Here is a 26116-nt window from a genome sequence, read left to right as displayed (position 1 = left end):
GGTGCCTACCTGCCCTTTCAACCGTCCAGGCCGAGCGTGATGACGAGACACCCGGTGGGCGTGCGCGCCTCGGGCGTTTCGTCCGCACCCACGAAGAACGTCGCCGGGGCCACGAAGCGTGTCCCCTCGAACTCCAGCTCGCCCTCCAGCAACAGGGCAGCCTCCCGCCCTCGGGCCCGGGCCGCCCAGTCCCACTGGCCCTGCGCCGCCATTCGCACCCAGATGGCGCCGCCCGCCCCACCACCCGGCGAGGCCAGGTGGACTCCGGGCGCGCACTGCACCCAGTCGCCCTCCGCGGGGAGCTGCCCTCGCGAGGCCAGCTCCACGTTCCGGTGCACCGCCAGGAAGCGCTCCACCAGCCCGAGGATGTCCTCGATCTGGAAGGGCTTCACCAGCACGCCGTCCGGAACCGAGGGCCGCAGCGCCCGGGCCACTTCCTCTGGAGCCGCGGCGCTGACGATGGCCACCGCCTGCAGCCCCTTCCGGGCCGCCTCCAGCACGGAGCGCCCGCCGGCTTCTCCACCACCGATGCGCAGGTCCGTCACGACGAGCTCGAAGCGCTCCTCGCCCAGGGCGGCCAGCGCGGCGCTCACGTCACCCACCGAGCGCACCTCCGCCAGGTCGGAGATCAGCTCACCCATTCCTTCACGGAGGCTCGCGTCGTCCTCGACCAGCAGAACCTTCATCTCGGGGTATCTCCAACGCCCCTGACCGGAGCACGTCCTCCACGGTCCCAGGCGGGGGAACCGGCGGTGCCATGCCAGTCACCCACCCCTTTCGGGAAGTGGCCCTCCCCGGACTCGAACCGGGACGCGGGGTCAGCCGCAGCGGATTTTGAGTCCGCCTCGTCTACCAATTTCGACAGAGGGCCGTTTGTTACGGAAGCGGCCAGACGTATACCGCGACGGTCGCAAGGATGCATCCGAAGATTGCGGTGCCGGACGCACATCGCTATGAGGGGCCCCGCATGTACAACCTGCTCATCTCGCTGGCAGTGGGAATCGTGGTCGCGCTGCTGGTGAAGTTCGCCGGCTTCTCCATCTGGGCCGGCCTGGTGCCCGGCCTCATCGCCGCACTCGGCGCTTTCGTCTTCCTCGCCCGGAGGGTCGCCACCCGCATCCAGGCCCTCATGACGACGGTGCAACAGGACCTCCAGTCCCAGCCCACCAGTCAGAAGGACGCCCAGGGCCGGGTCGACCGGGCGGTGAAGACGCTCGAGAAGGGGCTCGTCTACGACAAGTGGCAGTTCATGGTGGGCCCGGAGATCCAGGCGCAGATCGGCATGCTGAAGTACATGGTGAAGGACCATGACGGGGCGCAGGCGGCCTTCAGCAAGGGCAGCTCCCGCAACTACATGGCGAAGGCCATGGAGGGCGCCCTGCGCTACCAGCGCAAGGACTTCACGGGGATGAAGACCGCCTTCGAGTCCGCCACCAAGAGCGGGAAGAAGGAAGCCATCGTCTGGGCCGTCTATGCCTGGTGCCTCCTGCAGAACAAGGAGAAGGACGAGGCCCTCAAGGTGCTCGGCCGGGGCGTGGAGGAGAACCCGAAGGACGAGAAGCTCAAGGCCAGCCTCGCCCAGCTCCAGAATGACAAGCGGCTGAAGATGAAGCCGTACGAGCCCCTGTGGTGGCAGTTCGGGCTCGAGGCCCCGCCGACGATGCCGCCCATGGGCGGTGGTGGACGCCGCATGCAGTTCGTTACCCGACGTTGATCCACGCGCGTGGAGGGCGTTCGCGCCCTCCTTCGCCGGGAATTCCTACCGCCTCCCCTGCCCTGACGCTGGAACGACTTCCGCTTCGCCTCTGTCGCGAGGAAGCGTTGTCGCCACAACCCCCTGAAATGACTCCAGGCCCGGATGCCTGCTCCAAGGGCATGCCGCTTGCTCTTCGCCCACGCGCGCCAATGGGGCTGAACACCCGTGGGGCGCGTCAGTCGGGCTTGGCGGCCGGAGGTCTCGGGTGAAGGTTGCGGGTGGCGGTGGGTGCTCGCAGGACCGGGCGGTGGCGGGTGCGCACGAGGCGCATGGGCGGCGAGAGCACCTGGTGGAGCGTGGCGTCCGAGACCTCTGGACCGCGAGTCACCGGGAGATCAACGAAGCGGAGAGGTTCATGCAACGGCGAGGGCGCACCTCGGAGCGGTCCCTCCTCCTGGTCATCGAGGATGACGTGAGCGTGCTGGAGAGCCTGTCGGACCTGCTCGCCTCGCGCTTCGACGTCCTGGGCGCGGCGGATGTGGGCGAGGGGTTGGAGTTGGCGAGCGAACATCGTCCGGACCTGGTGCTGCTGGACAGATTCCTGCCCGGCGGGGATGGGCTGGCGGTGCTGGAGGCGCTCCAGAAGGACTCCCGCACGGAGTCCACGCCGGTCATCTTCCTGACCGGGGACGCGGACGAGGCCACCCTGGAGCGTTGCCTGGAGATGGGCGCGGTGGACTTCATCCACAAGCCGGCGAGCGCGAGGGAGCTGATGGCACGGATCGACCGGGCGCTGCGGCAGAGTGAACAGCAGCGGCGGCTTCAGATCCTCGCCCAGACGGATGCCCTCACGGGGCTGGCGAACTTCCGGGCGCTCACCATTCGGCTCGAAGAGGAGTTGCGCCGGGCCCAGCGCTACGGCTACCCGCTCAGCGTGGTGGTCATCGACCTGGACCACCTGAAGGCCATCAACGACGGGATGGGGCACGACGTGGGCAACCGGGCCATCCTCGCGCTGGCCAACCAGCTCAAGGGCAATCTGCGCGAGTCGGACTTCGCGGCGCGCTTCGGCGGCGACGAGTTCGTGGCGCTCCTGCCCCACCAGACGGCATTGGAAGCAGCGGTGTTCGCCGAGCGCATCCGCACCGGGCTGCGTTCCGTCGGCGTGCAGAAGAGCGACGGCCGCCCTGCCTCCTTCGGGTTGAGCGTGAGCGTCGGCATCGCCGACCACACATTGGAGACACCCCGGGACGACACGGATGCGCTGATGAAGGCGGCGGACGCGGCCCTCTACGAGGCCAAGCGTGAAGGTCGGGACCGGGTCGTGGTGTTCGGCCGTCCGGCGCTCGAGCCGCCCGCGCAGAGACACTGAGCGCGGGACGCGACGAAGCAGGCGACGGTGGGAAGCTAGAGGGCGCGGATGATTCTGGGCAACAGGCTGACGAGCGGTTCGAGGGTGGCGGTCGTCGGGGGCGGTATCGCGGGAGCGGGGCTGGCGGCCTCGCTGCTCTTCAACGCCAGGGCACGGGGGCTGACGCTCGATGTGCGCGTCTACTCCGGAGGACTGTCGGAGCGCACCGCGCCTCCCGCGGTGCTGACGCCCGAGTGTCGCTCCCGGCTCGCCGCCCTGGGCTGTCGCATCCCCGCCGAGTGGCGTGCCCACGAGCTGCGGGGCGTGGAGATCATCGCCGAGGGACGTCGCGAGCTTTTGACCTCCGCCCCCGGTGGGCTCTGGGTGGTGGACGGCTGGCCCCAGGGACAAGGCGGCCTGGCGCAGGTGCGGGACGTGCTGGCCACGGCGGCCAGCGCGCAGGGGGCACGGTTCCTGGAGCGGCATGTGGACCGCGTGGAGCGGCAGCCCCCGGCCCCGGATGCGCCGGCGGCCGTGCGAGGCGCGGGTCCGCTGGTGGTCCGCGCGCAGGGCGGTGGCGAGCGCTTCCATGCGGTGGCCCTGGCGGGCGGCGCGGGGCCCTTGATGGGCGATGCGTTCTTCCCGGGCTTCCGCCCCGCGCCCACGGTGGCGGCCGTGCAGGCGCGGCTGCGGCATGCGTCGCCTCGGCTGGAGATCGCCCCCGTGGCGCGGCTGTGGGTGGCGCCGCTGCCCACGGTGGATGGGCTGTTCCTCCTGCCGGGCGCGGACTCCGTCTATGCGCTGGCCTTCGGCCCCGCGGTGACGCCGGCCGACCTGTGCCAGGCGCTGATGATGGCCGCGCGCGACGGGCTGCTGGAGGAAGGGTTCGAACTGGCGGCGTTGGAGACGACGCGCCTGCCCTACGGGCCGGGGCGCACGCTGGTGGCGCCGGGGCAGATCGCCGTGGGCCCCGCGGCCTTCGGTCATCCGCTCCAGGTGGGGTTGTCTGAGACGCTGGCCTCGTGCAGCCGCGCGGCGGTGGCGCTGCTGGATGGGGGCCTGGATGGCTCCGCGCTGGAGCGCCGGTATGTCCGCGAAGGGCTGTGCGAGCTGATGGAGGACGCGGCGGCGGGCGCCCGTGCGGCGTCCTGGTTGCGACGCGCGGGGAAGCGAGCGCCCGGGGCCTTCGTCGCGGCGAAGGGGCGACGCACGTCGGCGGGAGTCTACGGCGGGGGCGTGCTGGGCCTGAGTGCCCCCACGCCGCTGGCGCTGCTGGGCGCGATGCGCTGGGCGGGCCTGCGCGAGGTGGTGGGCTCCTGGCTGAGGACGACGATGGAGCCGGTGCCCATGGCGGTGCCGGAGCTGGAGCCGGACCTGTACTACGTCGTGGACGATGACCCCGATGCGCGCGAGGCGCTGACGGCGCTGCTGGAGAGCACGGGCGCGAAGGTGGTGTCGTTCGCGGACGAACTGGCGCTGTTCTGCGCCGTGGCGCGAAGGCCGCCCACGGCCATCATCCTCGACGTCGTGCTGCACTGGGTGGATGGGCTGAGGCTGTGCGAGGGCTTGAAGCAGCATCCCCTCACCCGGAACACGCGCGTGGTGGTGATGAGCGGATTGAATCGTCCTCACGTCCGTCAGCGGGCGCTCGACGCGGGCGCGGAGGCGTTCATGCCCAAGCCCGTGGACCCCGAGCGGCTGCTGCGCATCCTGACCGGACGGTTGACCTCTTCGAGCACCACTCCCGATGCGGCGACCCCAGCGCCGAGCGACGCGGGAGGCTCGGACCGTTACGCCGCTTCCTGACCTCCTTCAGGGAAGTCCGATGAGAGGCTGACGGGTTGGTCCAGAAAGGCTCCGCTGAAAGGGGCGCAGGGCGCGCGAACCTGGCGATACGGTGGGCGACATGCCAAAGACGCCCCGTTCCTCTCGAACCCGGTCCAGCCCCCCGTCTCGGGCAGCTCCTCGCTCCAAGGTGTGGCTTCATTGTTTCGACACGGTTGATGGGTTGGAGGTGTTTAGCGGCTTCCGCCCGTTCGACCGCGTACCGCTCGTCGGAGAGCACCTCGTCCTGAAGCCCGGCGGTCGCAACTATCGCGTGGGGCTCGTCATCCATTGGGCCTTTCCTGATAGCCGCGCAAGCGGTCTGCGGGAGTCGAATGTGGCGGCAGAGGTCACTGCATTCCGCGTCAACGACACCGCGATGCTCAACGAGGCATGCAAGGGCGCGTTGACGGAGATTCCGCCAGAGGAACTGGATGAGGATTTGTCAGCAGACAGCTAGACAAAGGGCACGGTGCCTGATGGCCACCGTGCCCTTTCGTCCTTCTCCTGACGCACCGGTCACGTGGTGACGCGACGCAGGCCCTTGCGCAGCTCCAGCGAGCCGGCCATGAGCGCGATGCCACGCATGAGGATGGAGATACCGACCAGGGTCCCCACCAGCCACACCGCGGAGACGGGCCACTGGGCCATGACGATGACACCCAGGGCGATGGAGATGACGCCATAGGCGCAGTCCCAGCCCCACTGCGGGTAGCGGTCCATCAGCGACGTCACCACGTGGAAGAGGCCGCTGGCGAAGAAGTAGCCAGCGAGCAGGAGCGTCAGCGCCCCCAGGCCCGCCGCCGGGTACACGAGGACGAAGAACCCCACCACCGTGGAGAGCACGCCGCTGAGCAGGTAGAGCCAGAAAGGGCCGCCGGCCTTGCGGACGCGGAACGAGGAGACAATCTCAGCGATGCCCGTTCCGGCCAGCAGCGCGCCGAAGAGGATGACCGAGACCAGGCTGGTGAGGAACGAGGCGCCCAGCGCGACGAAGCCGAGAACGGCCATCAACAGCCCCAACACGAAGGGGGGGCCCCAGGCAGCCGAGGCGGCCTTGCTTCGGTCACCTGTCAGGGGTTCACGTTTGAAGCTGGTGTCCATGTCGGTCCGCCTCCTTGGAGGAAAGATTCAGTGGCGAACATGGGTGCCTCCGAGCACGGGGACAACGGCCTCGCTTCCCGCGCCTCCCCTCCTCGCCCCTCCCTGAAGGGCGGCTTCAGCCCGGAAGGCTTGGCGTGCTTCCGCGCAGGGCCTCATACGGGGGCTGGATGAAGACGGCGCCGGGCTCCTTCCGGAACCAGGTGAGCTGGCGCTTGGCGTACCGCCGAGTCTCCTGGGCGGTGTCTTGAATGGCCTGGTCCACGGACATGCGGCCCTCCACCACGGCGCGCGCCTGCACGTAGCCCACGCTCCGCATGGGAGCCGCGTCGCCAAGGCCCCGCTCCAGATGTGCCCGCGTCTCTTCCACGAGCCCGGCGGCGAACATGGCCTCGGTGCGCGTGTTGATGCGGGCGTACAGCTCCTCGCGCGGCGGGTCCAACACGTAGAACCGGAAGGGATATCGGTCCGGCGCGAAGGCGTGGGCCTTGCGGAACTCGGACGCGGCCACACCTGTCTGCGCATGAATCTCCAGCGCTCGGACCACGCGTACCAGGTCTTGAACGGGCAGCTTCGCCGCGGTCTCCGGGTCCACCAGGGCCAGTCGCTGGTGCACGGCCTCGCGGCCCTGCTCCGCCGCGAGTGTCTCCAGCTCCGCGCGCAGCTCCGGCAGTGCCCCCGGAGCGTCCACCACGCCGTGAAGCAGGATGCGCAGATAGAGCCCCGTGCCGCCCACCACGACGACGGGCCGACCTCGTCCGGTGATGTCGGCGATGGCCGTGTCCGCGCGACGTTGGTACTCGGCGGCGGAGAAGGTCTCCATCGGGTCCACCACCGACACGAGGTGGTGCGGCACCGCCGTCAGCTCCTCCGCGGAAGGCTTCGCGGTGCCGACGTCGAAGTGCCGGTACACCTGCTGCGAGTCCGCGCTGACAATCTCGCCACCCAATCGCCGAGCCAATTCCAAGGCCAGCGCCGACTTCCCCGACGCGGTCGGCCCGGCCAGCACCGTCAACGTCGGTCTCCCCTCCTGTCCCTCACCCATGTCCCGACACTCCCAGGGCCTCACGCACCACGGTGGCGGCGGACGCATCTCTCGCGAACACCAGTCGCACCGGCTCCACCTCCGACAACAACCTCCCCGCCGAGGCGAGCAGCGCCGCGCGGCCCACCGAGGAGGCCTCCGACAGCAGCGCATTGTGCACCAGCACCCGGCCCACGTCCCCCGCGCGCTGTCGCTCCCAACGCGAGCCCGAATCCCAGGCCAACGTCCCCACGGCACGAAGCCGCGCCTCACGGGGGAAGCCCAGGTTCCAAGGCGTGCCCGAGGCTCGCCACGAGCCCTCCACCGCATCGGGCCACACAGCCACCAGCTCATCCGAGAGCACCGTTTCGCCCGCGTCCATCCACAGCCCACCCAAGGTGCTCTTGCCCGCGCCCGAGTGTCCCGTGAAGAGCGCCGCCGTCTCTCCCAGCACGAGCGCCACGCCATGCACCAGCAGGCCGCCGCGTCGGGCCAGCTCCGCCGCCAGCATCACCCGCAGCACTACCTCAACAGGGAAGCGGCCCGTGCCCGACACTTCACCGCGAAGGCCGTCCGCATCGATTCGCGCCGAGTAGTCCTCCCCTTCCAACCGGAGCGAGCCATCCTGCTCACGCCAGGGCCGGGGCAACTCACGAGTCGGCGGCTCGGGGCGAACCGCAGAGGGGGCCACGACACGCAGCCGGGAGCAACGGGCTCCGGCCCGCGGTGGACCTGTCACGAAGCCAGAGAGGGAGCGGAGCAAGAGCTCCCGGACACGGGAGTCCGGGACATCGAGGCCCACCGTCCAGCCGGCGATGGAGAGCCACGGGCCGGACAGCTCCAGGCCATCGTCGCCGGAACCGCCGGGGCGCTGGGGACCGGACGGGCCGGCTCCCGGCGTGTTCAGGGCGTGCACTCCGATTCGCCGGGGATGTTGCACTGGGACATGGCCGCGAGCGCGACGAAGGGCTGCTCCCACAGGATGGCGGGAGCCTCGTAGCGCGGAGCGGCCTGGGCCGGAGCGGCCCGAGGAGCCTCCGTCGTCGGCGACGGAGAGGACGAGGGAGTCGAGGGATTTTTCACGGGAACGGTACCGGGAAGGCGCAGATGCGGCCGTCCTGAGAGCCGACATGCAGTCGGGAGACGGTGTTGTCGACGGTCGGAGTGCCGATGAGCTGTGCGGCGCCAATGGACACCTGCCGCGAGTCCACGCCACCAATCATCTCGAGCTGATGCACCTTCCCATCGGAGCTGCCCACGTAGATGCGGACGACGCCGGCGGAGTTGAGGGTGAAGGTGCCTGACGGATTCGCGATGGGGGTGGACCACACCTGCGTGGGCGTCGTCGCCCCAGGCGCCGCGTAGTCCCAGAACGCCACCTGCCCGCTGGCGAGGCTGGCCACGAAGCCGCCGCCCAGGGGGCGCACGAAGCTGGTGAACGCGGGTGTGCTCGGCGAGGGGCGCGTGCCCACGTTCACATTCCACACGGGCGCCAGGGTGCCCGCGTCGATGGCGTGGACAACGCCGTCGCTGTTGGTCGCGAAGATCTGATTCGCCACGGCATTGCGCACCAGGCTGTGGTCCAGGTCACCGAGCGACAGCCGCGCCACCTCCGCACCCGTCAGCGTGTTCAGGACGCGGAGCGAGGCCGTCGAGCCGCCATGCGTCTTCGAACCGATGAAGAGGCGGTTGGTGGTGTAGTCGACCACCATGCCGCCGCTCACCATGCCCAGGTCTCCGGGCTGGTAGGTGAAGACCGACGTGCCTGTCCGGGCGTTGAGCGCCACCACGCGATTGAGGGCCGGGTTCGCCAGCCGCGTCGCGTAGAACACCAGGTCCACGTTCGGCCGCGCGGCCTTGTACGCGGGGTTCGCGAAGTCGTGGAGCTGCGTCACGGGGAAGGACTGGATGATGCCAATGGGCGCGCCCGTGTTGTCCCAGCGCCAGAGCACCGTGCCGGTGGTGGCGTTGATGGCGTAGGCCACTCCCGCCTGGTCGGCCGTGAGGATGTACTGGCCGGCCAGACCATTGAGCGGAACCACCGGGAAGCGACTGCCAATGAGGCCGGACAGGGGAAGCGGACGCCAACGCTCGGCGCCGTCGGTCGAGGGCGTGGTGACGTTGGTGAGGTTGGCGACGACCGAGTCGTTGTAGGAGCTGAAGATGCCCACGCCCAGCTCGGTGATGGGCTGGAGGCGCGCGTCGATGCCCACCGAGTAGCACCACAGCGGTGCCGCGCCCACGCGGGCCTGGGGCGTCGCGATGAGCGCCGCCGAGGCCGAGGGCCGGCTGCCCGGAGAGTACCGGCCCACTTCATCCGTGTTGAACACCCGGTACTGGTACGTGGTGCCGTTGACGACGGAGGTGTCGGTGACGGAGGACGTCGAGCCGAAGCTCTCGGAGGCGATAACGGTGGCGTTGCCCAGCGTCGAGCCGGCGGCGTAGGCGCGACCGGCAACGGGCAGTGTGTTGGGCGCTGCCCCGGCGGTGCGAAGCACCAGCACGCCGTTGTGCGCGGCGGGGTTGTCCCACGTCACCGTCACGCTCCCGTCCCGAGCCACGGCGGTGAGGCGCTCGACTTCCGGCGCGGTGCCCGTGGCGAGAGTCACAGGGGCCTCGATGCGCGCGGCCGAGTCGGACGCATACGCGAGGGGCAGGTGCATCCGATGGCGGAACGTCGTGGGCGCGGTGACGGTGCCGACGCTCGCATACGTCACCGTGAAGGAGCGCTCCTGGTTGGGCATGATGCGCTGGGCCGCGTTGCCCGTCATCCAGGTGAAGCTCGTCGCGTTGCTCGACACCGACCACCCCGTGGGAGCAGCCGGGTTGCCGCCGACGAACGTGAAGAAGTTCACGGCGGGCCGGAGCAGCGTGACTTCGTCGAGCGGGAGCGCCCCCCGGTTTTGCACGGTGTAGACGACGGCCTGGTTGGGCGTGCCCGGCACCAGCACGGACGGACTCACGCGCACGCGATGCGACACGATGCGGCCCTCTCCTGAACGAACCACCTGCGTCGTCGCGGCGCTCCCGTTCAACGTCGCGTCCGCCTGCAGGTCGAAGGCATACGAGGAGAACTCGGTGCCGGAGAGGGTGTACGTCCAGACGAAGTGCGCGGAGACTCCGGGCGCCAGTCGCGTCACGCTGGTGGGGCTGGGGCCCGAGGCCAGGGTCGCCACGGCCGTGCCCACGAGGATGGGAGCCCGGGGCGTCACGTTCAGATAGGACGCGGTGGTGGACGTGTTGGTGACGCTGAGGCGCAGCTTCACTGCCTCGCCCGTGAAGGCCTGGTCATTGTCCACGTCAGCGGAAGCCGCGAGCACGCCCACGTTGACCATGGGGGTGTCCGCCACGGCGGAGGTGAGCGTGCCGTTCGCGTTGGTGGCGCGGACGCTGGCCACCATCGTCCCACCTGTCTGGGTGGTGGCTCGCGCGGAGAGGATGCCCGCGCTTCGGAGCGGAAGGTTCACCATGAAGTTGGCGGGTTGGAGCTCGACGACCTGGAACGAGACACCGCCCGCGCCGGTGCTGGGACCTTCCGCCGTGATGTTGTTCTGCGTCGCCGTCAGGCTGGTCCGGTTCTCGATGACGAGGCGCGCGGTGACGTCGTCGCCCACGGGCAGTACACGCGGCTGGATCTGAGCCCGCGTGGACAGGCCCACGCGACGCCACTCCGCGATGGCGTCGGTCCGGTTCGTGGTGAAGGACAGGTTTCCGCAAGCCTCGAAAGCCGTCAGCGTCGTGAACCGCTGGCCCGTGGCATTGGTCGTCGCGGTCACCTGCGGAATCATCCGCAGCGTGAAGGTCGCCGTCTCGTTCTGCATCAACCCGGCATCCGCCAGCGCGCAGTTGACGGGGAGGTTGTACGTCACCTGTCGCGCCGCGATGAAGTGGTCCACCACCCAACCTGGGGGCGGCGGGCTCTCCAGCAACGTGTAGCCGGTGGGCAGAACGAACGTCACCTGGTTGATGGGGCGGAACTGCGGCGACGTGCTCCGGGTGTTGTTGCGCACCTGGACGCGCAGCTCGGAGGCCTCGTCCATCACCACGGTCGCCTGGGTCTCTCCAGGCTCCGCGAGCGTCGTGAAGACGGCGGCGCGCGTCGTGCTCTGCGCCAGCGCGGCGGCGGGAAGGACGAGCACCGCGACGAGCGCGGCGAGGCGGGCGTTGAGGGGCATCATGGCGGCGGTCCTCACGTCACGGCTCCAGGGTGAAGGCGGCCGTGGTCAGCGGCGCGCCGTCGAGAAAGAAGCGAACCTGCCACGTCCCGCTCATGCCGGAGGTGGCCACCGTCGTCCCGGCCACGGGCAACGAGAAGCGCACGGTGCGAGTCATCTCCGGCTTCGCCTCCACCACGGAGGTGCGCCGCTCATACGGATGGCCAGTGGGCGAGACGAACTCGACCTCCACGCGGCCCTTGCCGTTCACCCCGCTCACCGTCAGGTCTACGTCCACCTGGGACACATCCGACAGGCCGTGGGCGTCCAGCCCCACCACCTCGGCGCGTCCGGAGACAGGCGCGGGCATCGGCTCGCCCTCCGCGACGGCTTCAGGGGCCGGAGGCCGGGCGGCCTCGCTCTCCTCACCCAGCACGTCCGTCGGCGAGACGGGCTCCACGACGGGCGTCCCACCGCCCGGTGAATCCGTCCAGTCGAACACCCGGGGCGAGATACCGCCCTCCGTACAGGCCGTCAGCAGCAGCGCCGCCGCCGATACGCCTGCAATGCGCGCTCGCATCACCGTACCTCCTGAAGCTCGTCGACCAGGCCCAGGCGGGCCAGGTCCGTGAGAAACCGCACCGTGTCCGTGAGCACCTGCCCCACGTCCATCGAGAACTCGCGGGCCACGACCTCGGCCACCGAGCGCGCCGAGCGCGTCCCGTCACAGAGCTCCCAGATTCGCACCGCCGTCGCGTTGAGGCCGCGCAGCGTGCGCCCCTCCGCATCCAGCAAAAGATAGTCCGCGCCGAAGCGCTGTCCCTCCGCGCCCGCCCGTCGCCGTGGAAGGTGGTCCGCCGGGAAGTCGCCGCTCATGGCCGCCCTCCCCGCCCCAGCCACCGCGCCACCCTGCCCCGCACCACCGCTCGCACGCGCCCCAGCCGCGACGGCCCCCGGTCCCACTCCGCGCCCAGCTCCACCTCGCCCCGCCTGACACACGTCACCCGCCCGAGGATGCGCGAGGCCGGAATCGGAGGATCCTCGGCCGGCGCATTGTCCCCGCGCAGCGACAGCACGCCCTCGCCCGCTGAACGGACTCGATGCAGGACGAGCGCGTCGTCGAACCGCGCCAGCACCACCTCACCCGGCCGAGGCTCGCCCGACAGCGGCTCCACCCCGGCGAAGTCCCCTGCCCGCAACGACGGCCACATGCTGTCTCCCCGTACGGGAATCCAGCGAAAGGCCGAAGGTGAAGAGAAGGTGGGGGACTCACCCGACATTGCCACGTGAGTGTATCGCAGCGCTCCGAGCGGCGCGAATGAGTCCCAGGGGGTTCCCCCTGAATTTCCAGGAGGTTACGAGGTTCCTCTGGTTTTAAACAGAAGGCTCGGAATGCGGAAATTCCGAGCCTTCTGTCTCAGGAGACGCCGGTAGCGTCCGCCCGAGGAGCGGCCGAGTGGGCCCGCACGGTCCGCGCGATATCGTCCAGGGCCACGGGGATGGGCTCCCCTCCGGCCATCTGCTTGAGCTTGGCCTGCCCGCTGGTGCGCTCCAGTTCCCCGAGCACGAGCGTGAAGCGCGCCCCGCTCTTGTCCGAGCGCTTCATCTGGCTCTTGAGGCTGCCGCCGCGCGTGTCGAAGTCCACGCGAAGGCCCTCGCGCCGCAGGCGGCTGGCCAGGGTGAAGGCCACGTCGTGCGAGCCCGCGTCCGCCACCGCGATGAACAGGTCCGGCGTCGCGCCGAACTTCTGCTGGCTCTCCTTGAGCAGGAGCACCAGCCGGTCCAGTCCACACGCGAAGCCGACGGCGGGCACATCCGGTCCGCCCAGGCTCTTCACCAGCTTGTCGTACCGGCCTCCGCCGCCCACGGTGCTGGCGGTGCCCAGCGCGGGGTGCGAGGCGATGAACTCGAAGACGGTGCGCGTGTAGTAGTCCAGGCCGCGAACCATGCGCGGATTGACGACGTACTTGATGTCCAGCGCCGTCAGCTTGCGCTGCACGTCATCGAAGTGCGCCTTGCAGGGCTCACAGAGGAACTCGAGCACGTTGGGTCCCTTGGAGGCGACCGCCTGGCATGTCGGGTTCTTGCAGTCGAGCACCCGCAGCGGGTTCTTCTCCATGCGCCGGTGACAGTCGGTGCACAGCTCCTCGATGTGAGCCTGCAGGTACTCCACCAGCTTCGCGTGGTACGCGGGCCGGCACGTTTCGTCCCCGAGCGAGTTGAGGTTGAGCGCGATGTCCTGGAGCCCCAGCTTCTGGAGGAACTGGGCCACCATGTCCATCACCTCGACGTCCTGGGCGGGCTCCTTCGAGCCGTAGGCCTCCGCGCCGACTTGATAGAACTGCCGGTAGCGGCCCGTCTTCATCCGCTCGTACCGGAACATCGGCCCCGTGTAGAACCAGCGCGTCAGCGGCTCCTGGTTCAGGATGGAGTGCTCGATGTACGCGCGCGCCGCCGGAGCAGTGCCCTCGGGACGCAGCGACAGGCTGCGGCCAGCCTTGTCGTCGAAGGTGTACATCTCCTTGCCGACGATGTCCGTCTCCTCGCCCACGCTGCGCACGAACAGCGCCGTGTCCTCCAGCATGGGCGTGCGGATCTCTCCGTAGCCGTAGCGGCCGAACAGCTCCCGCGCCAGGCCCTCCACGTGCTGCCAGATTTCAATCTCCCCTGGAAGCAGGTCGTTCATGCCCTTGACGGCGCTGAGCGTCTGGCTCACGGGAGCACTCCAATGCGCTGCCCCAGGCGAAGCACCGCTTCGTCCTGCATCACCGGGTCCCACTTCACGCGGCCCGGCTCGAACAACAGGATGACGGTGGAGCCCATCTCGAAGCGGCCCAGCTCGCCGCCCTTCTCCACCTTGTAGCCGTCCTGGTACCGGTGCACCTTGCCCGGCTGGCCCGTGTGCGTGGTGATGTCCTCGTAGGACGCCTTGATGCGCGACACACACGTGGCGCCCACCTTCACGACGGCACACTGCCCCGCCGGCGTCTGGAGGTACGTCACCAGCCGCTCGTTGACGCAGAACAGAGCCTGCTTGTTCTTCACCGACGCCGGGTTCACCGGCCAGAACTCACCGGGGATGTACGCGTAGCCGGTAATCGTGCCCGCCAGCGGCGAGTGGATGCGGTGATAGTCGCGCGGCGACAGGTAGATGGTCGTCCAGGCGCCACCGTGGAAGGGCTTCGCCGCCTCCGAGTCACCCAGCAGCTCGTCCACCGTGTACTCGATGCCCTTGGCCTGCAGGCACCGGCCGTGCTCGGAGTAGCCCACCTGCGACACGCGGCCGTCCACCGGGGACACCACGGCCTTCTCGTCCGGGTCGATGGGCCGCAGGCCCGGCTTGAGCGCGCGCGTGAAGAACTGGGCGAACGTCGGGTAGTGCTCGATGGGGTGCTCGGCCTCCGCCATGTCCACGTTGTAGGACCTGGCGAACGCCCGCATGGCCGCCTGGTGCACGGGCGCGGGGATGGGCACTCGCGTGGCCATTCCCACCGCCGTCGACAGGGCGGACTTGGGCAACACGCGCATCAACTTCATGAAGGTCTGTTCGTTCATGGGGCGTCTTTGATTAACGGCCGGCGTCGGTCCCCGCGGGGGGCACCGTCCCGGTTTCTTGCGGCCTCTGCACCGACCGCACGGAGCTCTTGGGCAACAGCATCAACACCCGTCCTTCTTCGACGAGCAGCACCGTGTCCGCATGACCCGGGAACTCCAGGCGGCAGGCCGTGCCGTCCGTCATCTCCCAGGACTCCCGGATGCCGCGCCCCTCCACGTTGATGGGGGCGCCGCGCTTGAAGCAGCCACGGAAGCCGGCGACCAGCTCGTTCGCCGGGGTGCCAATCTGGGGGCCATTCACCGGGCCCGCGTCCGGAGGACCCGCGTCCACCGGCTCGGGAGGCGGCGGAGGAGGCGGCGGCGCCAGCGTCGTGGAGGGCGCGTTCGGGACGACCTCGTGGGCGCTGGCCACGGCCTTGTCGCGCGCGGCGACGCCGTCCTGCATGCGCTTGCGGTTGGTCTGGATGCGCTGGAGCAGCTCCTGCGCGGAGGGCGCGTCCAGGCTGTCCTGGGGCACGCGCTGGAGCTGCGCCTCGATGGACCCCATCTTCGGGTCCAGATACGCCTCATCCAGCTTCTGCGCGTACAGCTCGCGGAACTGACGGGTGGCCTGCTCGTACTCCGCCGAGGGAGGTGGCGGCTCGCGACGACAGGCCGACAGCACCAGCAAGAGGGCGGAGACAAGGGCCGCGAAGGGCCGGAGGGAAGCTCGGAGGACCTGGGGGCGCACGGACCCGGTTTATTTCATTTCCCCCCACCCTGCCCAGTTTTCAGAAGGCGCCGCGTCAAACGCCGAGGAACAGACGCTTGCCGAAGTTGAGCGCCAGGTCCGCGTCGAAGATCTTCTGGGCGGACGTCTCGATGTCGTACTCCACCCGGACGTACTCCACCGTGCGCGCATCCGTGTCGCAGATGACGAAGCACGCGCGGTTGTCGTAGTCGCGCGGCTGGCCCACGCTGCCCACGGAGATGATGTACTTGTAGCCCTTGCGGATGCCGAACTTCTGGGCCACCACGTCGTTCACCTCGCCATTGCCGATGGCGAACGCCCGGCACAGATGGCTGTGGCCGATGAACGTCACCTCCGGCAGCTCCTCCACGTAGGGCGTCAGCTCCCGCGCCTGCTCCAGCGCGAAGATGTACTCGTACGCCTTCGGGTCGATGGGCGAGCCATGGCAGAAGCCCACCTCGCCGATGCGATACGTGTACGGCAGGCTCCTGAGCCAGGCCATGTTCTCGTCCGTGAGGACGTTGGCGGACCAGTCCAGCGCGTGCCGGGCGGCGTCGTAGTAGTACGAGTAGTCCATCCGCCCCGCGACGGCGGCGTCGTGGTTGCCCAGCAGCGTCACTTCCGCCACCGAACGCACCAGCTCACAGCAGGGGTTGGGAGACGCCCCGTAGCCGACGATGTCCCCCAGGGACACGATGCGGTCCACCTTCTGGTGCTCGCAGACGCGGAGCACCTCGGTGAGCGCTTCGATGTTGGAGTGGATGTCGGAGATGACGGCGATGCGCATGGATGCCTCGGTCGGTGGCGCCGCGTTCAGCCGGCCCAGACCGCCTTCACGGGGTTCTTCTGCTGCTGCGAGATGATCCGCCGGAGCCGCCCCAGGGTTTCCGCATCCAGCGCTTCGAACTGGAGACCCATTCCCGGCGGGTACGCACGGTCCTCCTCTTCCCTCAGCCATACCACCGTGGCCGCCGCCTGTACTTCAGGATCATCCGAAGGCGTCAGCCGGAGGACCGCTCGCGCTCCACGCGCCAGCGGCGTGCTCGTCCGCAGGAAGAGACCGCCCTCGCTCAGGTTCGTGATGCGGGCATACAGGGTGACGTTGTCTCCCTCGCACCAGCAGCGCAGCAAGGTGGGTACCCGTGCTGACTTTCGGTTATCGCTCAACCCTCTTCCTTCCCCGAGCACCAAAGGGTGGAAGCCTAGAGACGGCCTGAATCCACCGTCAAGTTCGTGGGTGGGCAAGGACCCCACCCGACCGTCCAGGCGCTCAACGCTCCAGGGGCCCCAAGTCGTCGAAATGGGTCAGCTTCCTGAATTCCGCGAAACGCGCCCGGATCTCCGGGTGCGTCACCTCCCGCAGGCGCTCCAGGCTGAACTTCTCCACGGTGAACGAGGCCATGACGCTGCCCATCACCATCGCCCGGCGCAGCACCGTCGAATCGATGTCCGACGTCGCCGTGGCCAGCGCGCCCATGAAGCCACCCGCGAAGGTGTCACCCGCGCCCGTGGGGTCGAAGACCTCGGCCAGCGGGAAGGCGGGGCAGGCGAAGACGTGGTCCTTCTCGAAGAGGAGCGCGCCGTACTCACCGCGCTTGATGACGACCCGCTGCGGGCCCATGCCGAGGATGGCGCGGGCGGCCTTCACGACGTTGTGCTCGCCGGCGAGCTGGCGCGCCTCCGAGTCGTTGACGAAGAGCAGGTTGACGCGCTGGAGCGTCTTGAGCAGGGCCTCGCGGCTGCCCTGGATCCAGAAGTTCATCGTGTCCGCGGCCACCAGCTTGGGCGAGCGCACCTGATCCACCACGCGCGACTGCAGCTCCGGGTGGATGTTGCCCAGGAAGACGTAGGGCGTGTCGCGGTAGGCGTCGGGCAGCTCGGGCGAGAAGGTCTGGAAGACGTTGAGCTGGGTGTCGAGCGTCTTCGCCTCGTTCAGCTCGTACCCGTAGCGGCCCTTCCAGCGGAAGGTGCGGCCGGGCACCCGGGTGAGGCCCTCCAGGTCGATGCCCCGCCCCTTGAGGAAGCTCAGGTGCGCTTCGTCGAAGTCCTCGCCCACCACGGCGACAATCCGCGCGGGGGTGAAGAACGACGCCGACGTGGAGAAGTAGGTGGCGGACCCGCCGAGGACGTCCTCCTTCTGTCCGAAGGGGGTTTCCACCGAGTCCAGAGCGACGGAGCCGACGACGAGGAGGGACATTGCGAGCTTCCTGGAAATACAGAGGGGGGCACGGTGCCCTGCCAGGAACCCCGTGCCCGTGCCGGGTACGCGGTTTCACGGCTGGCGTCAAGCCGCGCGGCCGTGAAAACCCGCTTAGGGAGTGGGGATGCCCGTGGCCGTGAGGATGGCCTTCAGGTCGTCGTCGGTGAAGAACAAGCCGCCGCCCACGAAGAAGTCGCGACCGGCGATGAGCCGCTGGGTCGCGGTGTCGCGCTGCTGGGCGTTGAGCATGTCATCCATGCCCGCGACGACGAACAGATGGTCGAACGCCTGAGCCCGCAGCGTGGCGCGCAGCCGGGGATAGCGCAGCTCGTCCGCCGCGAAGTTGAAGGCGTCCATCTTCAGGGTGAGCGCGTCGTCGAACAGGTGCAGGTCCGCGCCCACGCCGCCGGTGGACTCGATGAGACCCACGCGCAGCGTGGTGAAATACCAGCGCTTGGCGAACTGGGCGCTGATCCTCAGGCTCTCCTTCGTCACCTTGCGGGTCTGGATGACCGGGTCACCCTCGGACGGCGGGTTGGTCTGCACCACCTCCGTCGACACCGTGCCGCGCGGGTCGTCCACCAGCTCCAGCAGGTAGTACTTGTCCGGCTTGGGGATGAGCCGCACGGAGAAGACGTTCTTGGAGCGGCCCTGGGCGGCCAGGTAGCTGCTCTGGATGCCGACTTCCGTCTGGAGGTCGGTGAGCTTGGAGGCGAAGCGCGCCACATCCTGCACCGTCTCGCGGACCTCGCGGCCCACGCTCTCGTCGGTGAGCAGCACGCCCGCGGCGCCCTCGCCGTCCTTCACCTTGCGGGTGATCTCCTCCAGGTTGCCCAACGTGCTGTCCAGCTTGGTCAGCGTCTGCTTCAGGCTGGCGACGCTCTCCTTGAAGTCACCCTCCCCGCTCCCGACGATGTTCTTGACGCTGGCGAGCACCTCGCGCACGTCGCGGGTGATGAACTCGATGTTGTCGACGATGCGCCCGACGTCGGCCTGGTTGCTCTGGGTGATCGTCCGCACGTCGGTCGACACGCCCTCGAAGTTCGCGAGGATGACGTCCAGCCGGTCCGCGTTGCGGCGCACCGTCGCGTCCACCGAGTCCGACAGCCGCACCAGGTTCTCGACGATGCGCTGGAGCGAGCCCGCGCCGCGCTCTCCGCCGAGCACCTCGCGCAGCGCGCCCGTCACCTGCTGGATGTCGGAGGTGATTTGCGACAGCGACTCGAAGATGGCCTCCATGCCCTGCGTGTCGATGACCCGGCGGATCTGCCCGCCGTTCTCCAGCTTGGGGGCGTTCTCCGTGCCGGGATTCAAGTCCAACAGGTAGTCGCCCAGGAGCGACTCCGAGCGCTTGGTGACGACCGCGTCCTCGCGCAAGTCCACGTCGTTGCGGATCTTCAGGACGACCCGCGCGCGCGTTCCCTCCAGGATGATGTCGTCAATCTCGCCCACCCGGATGCCGGCGATCTGCACCCGACCGCGCACCGCGAGGCCCGACGCGTCCCGGAAATAGGCCCACACGCGCGTGGAGTCACTGTCGCTCAGGCCGCCTTCTCGCGCGAACAGCACGAAGGAGACGAAAAAAGCCCCCGCGGCGATGACCAGCAGGCCAACACGGAAGGGCGTAACGAGCTTCTTCACCTGATGTGACTCCGAGGGCTACCGGCCGGGCGCGACTCTAACGTTTTGCATCTGGAGTGCCACATTTTCCTGAAAGCGCACCCCTGCCGGGGCGCCCGCCCTCAGTTCTTCCCGAACCACGTCTCCAGGAACACCTTCACCGCGGGGTGCTGCGACTCGCGCAGCTCCTCCGGAGTCCCGTGCGCCACGATGACGCCCTTGGAGAGGAAGGCGATCTGATCCCCCACGTTGAACGCCGAGGAGATGTCGTGGCTGATGACCACGCTGGTGACGCCCAGCCCCTTCTGCGCCGCCAATATCATCTCGTCCACGTAGTCCGTCGTGATCGGGTCCAACCCCGTCGTCGGCTCGTCGTAGAGGACGATTTTCGGGTCCAGCACGACGGCGCGCGCCAGCCCCACCCGCTTGCGCATGCCGCCCGACAAGTCCGCGGGGAACTTCGACTCCACCTCCCGTTTGAGCCCCATCAAGTCCAGCTTGGAGCGGACCTTGGCGTACAGCTCGTCCTCGGAGAGGCGGGTGTGCTCGCGCAGGGGGAAGGCGACGTTCTCGAACACCGTCATGGAGTCGAAGAGGGCCGCGGCCTGGAACACCATGCCGAACTTGTTGCGCACGCGCTGCAGGTCATCGACGCCCATGGGGACGATGTCCTCGCCGTCGATGATGACCTTGCCGCTGTCGGGATGGAGCAGGCCGATCATGTGCTTCATCAGCACCGTCTTCCCGGAGCCGGAGCCGCCGAGGATGACGCACGTGCTGCCCGCGGGCACGCTCAGGTTGATGCCGGTGAGGACCTTGTTCTCACCGAACGTCTTGTGCAGGTCCACGATGTCGATCATCGGCTTCGTGGACGCGCCGGCTTCGGGTCTGGACGGAGGAGCGGAGGCAGCCATCAGTGCATCACGACGCCCACGATGAAATCGAGGATGAAGATGGACAGCGCGCTGGCCACCATCGCCTCGGTCGTCGCCTGACCCACGCCCTTGGCACCGCCAGACGCGTTGAAGCCCTTGTAGCAACAGATGAGCGCCACGGAGACGCCGAACACGGCGCCCTTGATGACGCCCTCGTAGATGTCGATGGGCTCCAGCCACTGCTGGGTGCGCGTCAGGAAGGTGCCCGGGGAGATGCCCAGCCCGCCCACCGCGACGAAGTAGGCGCCCGACATGCCGGCGGTGCTGAACAGGATGGTCAGCATGGGGACCATGAACAGCCCGGCCAGGACGCGCGGCACCAGCAGGTACTGCACCGGGTTGACGGCCATGGTCTCCAGCGCGTCCACCTGCTCGGTGACGCGCATGGTGCCCAGCTCCGTGCACATGGCGGAGCCGGCGCGCATGGTGACCATCAGCGCGGAGAACACCGCCGCCAACTCGCGCGTCAGCGTCAGCGCCACCGTGGGGCCCACCAGGCTCTCCGCGTCGAAGAGCGCGAAGGCCTCCGACGTCTGGAGGGCGAACACCATGCCGGTGAACAGGCCCGTCAGGCCGACGATGAAGATGGAGCCCACCCCCACGAAGTCCAGCTGGGCGAACAGGTTCTGGAGGCGAAAAGGGCGCCTGACGCTCCAGCGGGCCACGTCGAAGGCGAGCGTCACGACGCCGCCAATGGTGCTGACGACGTCGATGAGGCCCTTGCCGAAGCTGGCCACCGACTGGGCGAGGATCCCGGGCTCGGGGGGGGCCGGCTTGCTGGGGGTCTGCGTGGTCATGCGCTCAGACGCCTACTCTTACGTGACCCGATGGAGGGCACAAGCGAAGTGTTCCCTCCCCGGCCTCAGTGCTACGTCACCAGGCGGGCGGGCGACGAAGGGACTACCTCACTTCGGAGCGATGCGTTTATGTTCCGCGCCCCTTTCTTTCCAAGCCCGGTGCCCGCGAGGCGCACCGGGCCGAGAACTCAGACGAACATGGCAACTCATAAGGTCGGCGGCGAGGTGGACGCATACTGCACCCGCTGCAAGCTCACCCTCGCGCACATCATCCTGGCGATTGTGGGAACGAAGATCGCTCGGGTGCGCTGCAACACCTGCAACGGGGACCACGCCTACCGAGGCGCCCCGGGCACGACGGACCGCCCCGCTCCGGCCCCGCGCCGGTCCTCTGGCCTGTCCAAGGCGGAGAAGATCATCATCTCCTTCGAGGAGCAGCTCGCGGGCAAGGACGTCGCCAACGCGCCTCGCTACAGCCCGAAGGACACGTACAGCGTGGATCAGGTCATCCAGCACCCGACGTTCGGCGTGGGGCTGGTGACGGCGGTGCGGGGAGACAAGGTGGACCTCACCTTCCGCACCGACACCAAGACGCTGGTGCACGGCCGTGGCGGCGCCCCCTCGGAGAAGCCGGCCTTCAGCCCGCCCGTCCGGCAGGTCACCGGCCCCGCGGACAAGCCCCAGCTCGCTCCCTCGGATGCCCCCGCGGACGCGCCTGTCGGGGAATCCCCTGTCAACGGGGATTGACCGAGGTCCGCTGGGAGGGTGAAGTCTGGCGGTACTGCTCGTGCGCACCCGCCCGCCGCCCTTCCCGACGTTCCTCGTGCTGCTGGCCCTGGTCGCTACGACGGCCATGGCGGCGGAGCCCCAGGACTCCGGGTTGGAGGTGCTCGTCACCCCGGCCCGTGTCGTCCTCGGGCGGGACACGGCCGTCGCGTTGGAGGTCCGCGTGCCCTCGGGCGCGGGGCCGGTGCGAGCCGTGGCTTCCTCGGGCCGGTTCTCCGAGGAGCGCCTGGACGGAGGCGCCCGACGCATCTTCCGCTGGACGCCGCCTCCCGTCCGATATCCCCTGGTGGCGGTGTTCGCGTTCTGGGTCGAGGCCGGTGACGGCCCTCCCCAGGTGACGCTGTTCCGGCTCGCGCTGCTCGGCCAGACGACGCTCGACGTGGTCACCGCGCCTGGCGCCACCGTCGAAGTGCTTCTCGGGGACAAGCGCTTCGGCCCCATCCAGGCGGATGCCCGGGGCAAGGCTCGCGTTCCGGTGGAGGTTCCTCCCGGCGTCGCCTCCGCGCGCGTCCTCGCCACCCGAGGCGAGCTGCGCACGGACGCGGCCACGCCCCTGGATGCGCCCCACGCGAGCCCCCGCGTGGTGGTGCTCACGCCGGTTCCCCTCCCCTCTGACGGAGGGTGGTTGTTTGTCGCTGGAGACGGCCCCATCGACGTGGACACGCTGAGCCTGTCCGTCGACGGCGCCCGGTTCGAGCCCGTGCCGGGAGACGCCGACGTCGCGCGCTTCCGAATCATCCCCGAGCCCCAGGCCACCGCCGTCACCGCGGTCGTCCACTCGCCTGGCACGGACGAGGCCCGCACCCGGGCCGAGGTGAAGCGCGCGCCCGTGGCCGCGGCGCCGCCGGTGGTGCCCGCGCCGCCCGTCGTCGTCGCGCCTGTCGTCATGTGGCGTCCGGCGCTTCACGTGCTCGCGGGTGCCTCGTTCGCGAGCGGCGACAACACGGGGCCCTTCGGCGTGCTGGGCGGGTCGGTGGCCTCGCCGTGGTGGAGCGGCAGGCTCGCCGCGGAGCTCGAGGTGGGCGTGCGGGGCGCGACGTTCAACGGGACGGTGGGCGCGTTGGGCGCGGTGCGCTCGCGGGTGCTGGCGGTGCCCCTTCTCGTGTCGGTGCGCGCGGAGGTGCTCCAAGTCGCGGCGTTCACCCTGTACGGCCGAGCAGGAGGAGGACTGGCGCCTTTCCGCCATCGACTCCGCAGTGACTTCCAGGCGGAGGTGAAAGAGAGCAAGCTTTCGGGCATGGGGTTTCTGGCCATCCAGGGCGCGTACCGATTCGGGCGCTGGAGCGCGCTGGGAGAGCTGCGGGGCGCCTGGGCACCGGCGAGCACGCCCCTGCTGGATGCGCAGCTCGGCGGTGTGTCCGCGTTGCTGGGAATGAGGTTCGAGCCATGACGCGCCTCACCGTGCTCCTCGCGCTGCTGTTGTCGGCCTGCGGCTCGAGCGCGGTGCTCCCCGCGCCCACCATCCGCTCGGTGAGTCCGCAGGAGGCCCATGTCGGCTATCTCGGCACCATCCGCGTGACGCTCGACGTGGTGTTCCCCATCCGCGTGGACTACTCGCGGCAGGAGGCGAGCGCGGGGACCGGCGTGCGGCTGTGGTTCGGTGAAGTGGAAGCCCCTCTGCGTGACTTGGATGCGGAGGGCACGCTCTCCGCGGACGTGCCTTCGGGACTTGAGCCGGGCACGCACGATGTCCGCGTCGTCCTGGCGGATGGGCGCGAGGCGCTCCGCGTGGACGGCTTCACCGTCATCGAGGAGGTCGTCCTCGACGAGGATGGAGGTGTCGAGGAGGTGCCCGACGGGGGCATCTTCGTCGCGGATGGTGGTCCTGAGGTCGACGGGGGCACCTCCGCGCCGGACGGCGGTCCGACTCCAGGCACGCCGATGAAGGAAGGCGACATCACCGGCTTCGAGTTCGACGTGGTGCCGGAGCAGACCCGGGGCCAGCCCTTCGTCGTCACGGTGCGCGCGCTGGGCCCGCGCGCGGAGGAGTTCGAGGACAAGCTGGACCTCACCGTGAGCAGCTCCAACGGCGGCGTCAGCCCCACCTCCCTGGACATGTTCGTCGCGGGCGTCTGCGCACAGTCCATCTCCGTGAACGCCCAGGGCGCCAACGTGACGCTGACGGTGACGGACCGCTTCGGCGTCAAGGGCACGTCCAACAGCTTCAGGGTGAAGTAACCCGCGTCGTCGTCAGGCCAGCGTGAGGCGCAGCAGCTCCCGGACGCGGCTCATGTCCGGCGGCAGGGGCGCCTCCACCGCGCGGGCCTCCACACCGGGCAGCGCGGGCCACTCCACGCGCGCGGCATGCAGCGGCGTGCGCGCGAGGACGACGGCGTCCCCCTGCCCTCCCAGCTCCTTCTCGAGCCATGGGGTGTCCCGGCCGTACTGGTGGTCCAGGAGCAGCGGGTGTCCCAACGAGAGCAGGTGCACGCGAATCTGGTGCGTGCGCCCGGTGAGCGGCTCGGCCTCCACCAGCGTGGCGGCGTCAAAGCTCTCCACCGGCCTCACGCGGGTGCGGGACGCCTTCGCGTCCGCTTCTCCGGGACGGGCCACGCGCATGCGGCCCTTGCGAGCGGCCACCAGCGGCGCGTCCACGAGGGCGGGCGCATCGATGCGTCCCTCCACCAGCGCCACGTAGCGCTTGCGCACCTTGCCGCCCTCGAAGGCCACGGAGAGCGAGCGGTGCACCTGGGCGTCCAGCGCGAAGACGAGCGCGCCGGACGTGTCGCGATCCAACCGATGCACCACGAAGACTTTCTGCCCGCGCTGCGTCTCCAGCGCGTCCCTCAGGGAGGGGCCGCCATCACGCCCGGGGATGACCGGCACCCCGGGCGGCTTGTCCACCACCAGCAGTCCTCCCCCTTCGAAGAGGATGCGAACCTCCGTCACTCGTACTCCGAGGCCTGCACCACGGAGATGGGGCCGAGCCCGCGAAGCTGCTTCTTCACCGCGTCCGCCTTGCCCAGCACGACGATGGTGGGCGGCTCGGCGAAGCAGTACTTCTTCGCCACCGCGGCCACCTGCTTCGGCGTCACCGCGCGCAGCCTGTCGCGGAAGTTCACCACCCAGTCATCACCGAGCCCGTTCAGGCGGATGTCGGCGATGCTGCTGGCGATGGACTCGTTCGTCTCGGTGCGCAGCGGGTAGAGGCCGCCCATGTACGCCTGCGCATCCCGCAGCTCGCCCGGCTTGATTCCGGAGTCGCGCATCTTGGCGATCTCCGCCAGTGACACGTCGATGATCTCCCGCGTCGACTCCGTCTTGGTGAAGGTCGACAGCGCGAAGATGCCCGCGGCGCTCATCGCGTCGAACCAGCAGCCGATGCCGTACGTGAGGCCCCGGTTGACGCGGACCTCGTTCATCAGGCGCGACGTGAAGCCGCCGCCCAGGGCCACGTTCATCGCGGTGGACGGAAAGTAGTCCTCGTGGCCCGTGCGGTAGCCCGGGCCGCCCATGCGCACCTGCGACTGCGTCTGGTCCGGCTTGTCCACCACGATGACCTTGCCGGCCTTCGCCACCTTGGCCAGCGGCGGGATGACCAGGGGCGCATCGGGGCCGCCCGTCCAACCGGCGAAGGCCTCCTCGGCCGCGGCGGCCACGCGCTTGGGGTCCACCGAGCCCACCACCACCAGCATGGCGACCTTCGGCCCCATGCGCTGCTGGTGGAAGCGGACCACGTCGTCCCGCGTGAAGGTCGCCACCGTCTTCGCCGAGCCGCTCACGTCGTGCCCGTAGGGATGATTCCCCCACAGCGCCTGGACCAGGGCCCGGTCGGCGATGACGGACGGCTCGTCCAAATCATTGGCGAACTGGGCCAGCGCCCGCTCGCGCGCGTCCACCACTTCCGACTCCGGGAAGCTGGGCTCCTTCACGAGCTGGCCCATGATGCCCAGCATCTGCGCGAAGTGCTCGGCCGGGGTGGTGATGGCGACGGACAGGGTGTCCTCGCCCACGCCCACGCCCAGGCTGGCGCCGACGAACTCCACGGCCTCGTCGATGGCCTCCGCGCTCAGGCGGCGCGTGCCCCGGCGCAGCAGCCGGCCCGCGAAGTCCGCGATGCCGTGCTTGCCCGCGAGGTCCGTGGCGCTGCCGGCGCGAATCACCAGCCGCATGGAGACCATGGGCAAAGGGCCGCGCTCGGCGGCGACCACCCGCAGCCCGCTGGAGGTGAGGCTCTCGTGCAACGTGGGGAACACCAGGGCGCGGCTGGCCGAACTGGTGACGGGCGCGGCCTTGCGAGAGGCCGTCTTGCGAGGCGCGGACTTCGTGGCCCGGGCCGCCGGCTTCTTCGCGGCGCGGCGGGGGGAGGACTTCGGGGTTCGGCTCTTCTTGCGGGAGGCCAT

At 69.4% G+C, this 26116-nt stretch carries 27 protein-coding genes and 1 tRNA gene; 7 read left to right on the top strand and 21 right to left on the bottom strand.

The features are described 5' to 3' along the window. Window positions 1–17: 17 nt before the first annotated feature. Together G4D83_RS38165 and G4D83_RS38160 are read right to left on the bottom strand one after the other, a co-directional pair. Window positions 18–686: a response regulator gene (locus G4D83_RS38165; protein ID WP_163869837.1), complete on the bottom strand. Its 669-nt coding sequence runs from the start codon at window positions 684–686 to the stop codon at window positions 18–20. 99 nt (window positions 687–785) lie between these two features. Next, window positions 786–871, bottom strand: a tRNA-Leu gene (locus tag G4D83_RS38160). A 96-nt stretch (window positions 872–967) separates the two neighbouring features. On the opposite strand from G4D83_RS38160, the gene G4D83_RS38155 reads away from it, so the two are divergent. The 4 genes from G4D83_RS38155 (at window position 968) to G4D83_RS38140 (ending at window position 5331) form a co-directional block, all read left to right on the top strand. Further along, the gene (locus G4D83_RS38155; RefSeq protein ID WP_163869887.1) at window positions 968–1714 is read left to right on the top strand and encodes a tetratricopeptide repeat protein; all 747 of its coding nucleotides are present in this window, start codon (window positions 968–970) and stop codon (window positions 1712–1714) included. A gap of 397 nt (window positions 1715–2111) precedes the next feature. Continuing rightward, entirely contained in the window at window positions 2112–3068 is a 957-nt protein-coding gene (locus G4D83_RS38150; RefSeq protein ID WP_163869886.1) for a diguanylate cyclase, read from the top strand. 48 nt (window positions 3069–3116) lie between these two features. Continuing rightward, window positions 3117–4853, top strand: a complete 1737-nt coding sequence (locus G4D83_RS38145) for a response regulator (RefSeq protein ID WP_163869836.1) — start codon at window positions 3117–3119, stop codon at window positions 4851–4853. A gap of 208 nt (window positions 4854–5061) precedes the next feature. After that, entirely contained in the window at window positions 5062–5331 is a 270-nt protein-coding gene (locus G4D83_RS38140; RefSeq protein WP_163869835.1) for a hypothetical protein, read from the top strand. A gap of 59 nt (window positions 5332–5390) precedes the next feature. Here G4D83_RS38140 and G4D83_RS38135 read toward each other — a convergent pair whose 3' ends face one another. The 17 genes from G4D83_RS38135 to G4D83_RS38055 all read right to left on the bottom strand — a co-directional run bounded on the left by G4D83_RS38135 (window position 5391) and on the right by G4D83_RS38055 (window position 20987). Continuing rightward, window positions 5391–5975, bottom strand: coding sequence for an HdeD family acid-resistance protein (locus G4D83_RS38135; RefSeq protein WP_163869834.1), 585 nt, complete (start codon window positions 5973–5975; stop codon window positions 5391–5393). 115 nt (window positions 5976–6090) lie between these two features. Beyond that, a complete protein-coding gene (gene miaA / locus G4D83_RS38130; RefSeq protein WP_163869833.1) occupies window positions 6091–7017 on the bottom strand; it encodes a tRNA (adenosine(37)-N6)-dimethylallyltransferase MiaA in 927 nt (308 codons plus the stop codon). Then, window positions 7010–7912: a hypothetical protein gene (locus G4D83_RS38125; RefSeq protein WP_240357050.1), complete on the bottom strand. Its 903-nt coding sequence runs from the start codon at window positions 7910–7912 to the stop codon at window positions 7010–7012. The genes miaA and G4D83_RS38125 overlap by 8 nt, the downstream gene beginning before the upstream one ends. Continuing rightward, entirely contained in the window at window positions 7900–8079 is a 180-nt protein-coding gene (locus G4D83_RS38120; protein ID WP_163869750.1) for a hypothetical protein, read from the bottom strand. Before G4D83_RS38120 ends, G4D83_RS38125 begins: the two co-directional genes overlap by 13 nt. Continuing rightward, window positions 8076–11189, bottom strand: coding sequence for a PQQ-binding-like beta-propeller repeat protein (locus G4D83_RS38115; RefSeq protein WP_240357049.1), 3114 nt, complete (start codon window positions 11187–11189; stop codon window positions 8076–8078). Before G4D83_RS38115 ends, G4D83_RS38120 begins: the two co-directional genes overlap by 4 nt. A 1-nt stretch (window position 11190) precedes the next feature. Further along, window positions 11191–11730, bottom strand: coding sequence for a hypothetical protein (locus G4D83_RS38110; RefSeq protein WP_205522818.1), 540 nt, complete (start codon window positions 11728–11730; stop codon window positions 11191–11193). Further along, window positions 11730–12026 (bottom strand): PqqD family protein, encoded by a 297-nt coding sequence (locus G4D83_RS38105; protein WP_163869831.1) that lies wholly within the window; start codon window positions 12024–12026, stop codon window positions 11730–11732. The genes G4D83_RS38110 and G4D83_RS38105 overlap by 1 nt, the downstream gene beginning before the upstream one ends. Next, complete coding sequence (locus tag G4D83_RS38100) at window positions 12023–12430, bottom strand: S24 family peptidase (RefSeq protein ID WP_240357057.1); 408 nt, start codon at window positions 12428–12430, stop codon at window positions 12023–12025. Before G4D83_RS38100 ends, G4D83_RS38105 begins: the two co-directional genes overlap by 4 nt. Window positions 12431–12567: 137 nt before the next feature. Beyond that, a complete protein-coding gene (hisS, locus tag G4D83_RS38095) occupies window positions 12568–13836 on the bottom strand; it encodes a histidine--tRNA ligase (RefSeq protein ID WP_240357056.1) in 1269 nt (422 codons plus the stop codon). Window positions 13837–13862: 26 nt separating this feature from the next. Continuing rightward, window positions 13863–14705 (bottom strand): archaetidylserine decarboxylase, encoded by an 843-nt coding sequence (asd, locus tag G4D83_RS38090; RefSeq protein WP_163869828.1) that lies wholly within the window; start codon window positions 14703–14705, stop codon window positions 13863–13865. A 13-nt stretch (window positions 14706–14718) separates the two neighbouring features. Then, the gene (locus G4D83_RS38085) at window positions 14719–15435 is read right to left on the bottom strand and encodes a hypothetical protein (protein ID WP_163869827.1); all 717 of its coding nucleotides are present in this window, start codon (window positions 15433–15435) and stop codon (window positions 14719–14721) included. Window positions 15436–15490: 55 nt separating this feature from the next. Further along, window positions 15491–16222, bottom strand: a complete 732-nt coding sequence (locus G4D83_RS38080) for a metallophosphoesterase family protein (protein ID WP_163869826.1) — start codon at window positions 16220–16222, stop codon at window positions 15491–15493. A 26-nt stretch (window positions 16223–16248) separates the two neighbouring features. Continuing rightward, entirely contained in the window at window positions 16249–16602 is a 354-nt protein-coding gene (locus tag G4D83_RS38075; protein ID WP_176436692.1) for a TIGR02266 family protein, read from the bottom strand. Between the two features lie 103 nt (window positions 16603–16705). Then, window positions 16706–17632, bottom strand: a complete 927-nt coding sequence (locus tag G4D83_RS38070) for a PfkB family carbohydrate kinase (RefSeq protein ID WP_163869825.1) — start codon at window positions 17630–17632, stop codon at window positions 16706–16708. A gap of 114 nt (window positions 17633–17746) precedes the next feature. Next, a complete protein-coding gene (locus G4D83_RS38065; protein ID WP_163869824.1) occupies window positions 17747–19276 on the bottom strand; it encodes an MlaD family protein in 1530 nt (509 codons plus the stop codon). 101 nt (window positions 19277–19377) lie between these two features. Beyond that, the gene (locus tag G4D83_RS38060) at window positions 19378–20115 is read right to left on the bottom strand and encodes an ABC transporter ATP-binding protein (protein WP_163869882.1); all 738 of its coding nucleotides are present in this window, start codon (window positions 20113–20115) and stop codon (window positions 19378–19380) included. 53 nt (window positions 20116–20168) lie between these two features. Beyond that, window positions 20169–20987: an MlaE family ABC transporter permease gene (locus G4D83_RS38055; RefSeq protein ID WP_163869823.1), complete on the bottom strand. Its 819-nt coding sequence runs from the start codon at window positions 20985–20987 to the stop codon at window positions 20169–20171. 198 nt (window positions 20988–21185) lie between these two features. On the opposite strand from G4D83_RS38055, the gene G4D83_RS38050 reads away from it, so the two are divergent. Genes G4D83_RS38050 through G4D83_RS38040 form a run of 3 tightly spaced genes read left to right on the top strand, consistent with a single transcriptional unit; the run spans window position 21186 to window position 23951 of the window. Further along, the gene (locus G4D83_RS38050) at window positions 21186–21734 is read left to right on the top strand and encodes a hypothetical protein (protein WP_163869822.1); all 549 of its coding nucleotides are present in this window, start codon (window positions 21186–21188) and stop codon (window positions 21732–21734) included. 40 nt (window positions 21735–21774) lie between these two features. Then, a complete protein-coding gene (locus tag G4D83_RS38045) occupies window positions 21775–23163 on the top strand; it encodes a hypothetical protein (RefSeq protein ID WP_163869821.1) in 1389 nt (462 codons plus the stop codon). Then, the gene (locus tag G4D83_RS38040; RefSeq protein ID WP_163869820.1) at window positions 23160–23951 is read left to right on the top strand and encodes a hypothetical protein; all 792 of its coding nucleotides are present in this window, start codon (window positions 23160–23162) and stop codon (window positions 23949–23951) included. Before G4D83_RS38045 ends, G4D83_RS38040 begins: the two co-directional genes overlap by 4 nt. Before the next feature lie 12 nt (window positions 23952–23963). On the opposite strand, the gene G4D83_RS38035 is transcribed toward G4D83_RS38040, so the two are convergent. Both G4D83_RS38035 and G4D83_RS38030 read right to left on the bottom strand, forming a co-directional pair. Continuing rightward, the gene (locus tag G4D83_RS38035; RefSeq protein ID WP_163869819.1) at window positions 23964–24662 is read right to left on the bottom strand and encodes an RluA family pseudouridine synthase; all 699 of its coding nucleotides are present in this window, start codon (window positions 24660–24662) and stop codon (window positions 23964–23966) included. Next, the gene (locus tag G4D83_RS38030; protein ID WP_163869818.1) at window positions 24659–26116 is read right to left on the bottom strand and encodes a M16 family metallopeptidase; all 1458 of its coding nucleotides are present in this window, start codon (window positions 26114–26116) and stop codon (window positions 24659–24661) included. The genes G4D83_RS38035 and G4D83_RS38030 overlap by 4 nt, the downstream gene beginning before the upstream one ends.

It is taken from the genome of Myxococcus eversor, from assembly GCF_010894455.1.
GTDB lineage: Bacteria > Myxococcota > Myxococcia > Myxococcales > Myxococcaceae > Myxococcus > Myxococcus eversor.
The sequence above is the reverse complement of the archived record's forward strand: the minus strand, read 5'-3'. Positions and strand labels throughout refer to the sequence as shown.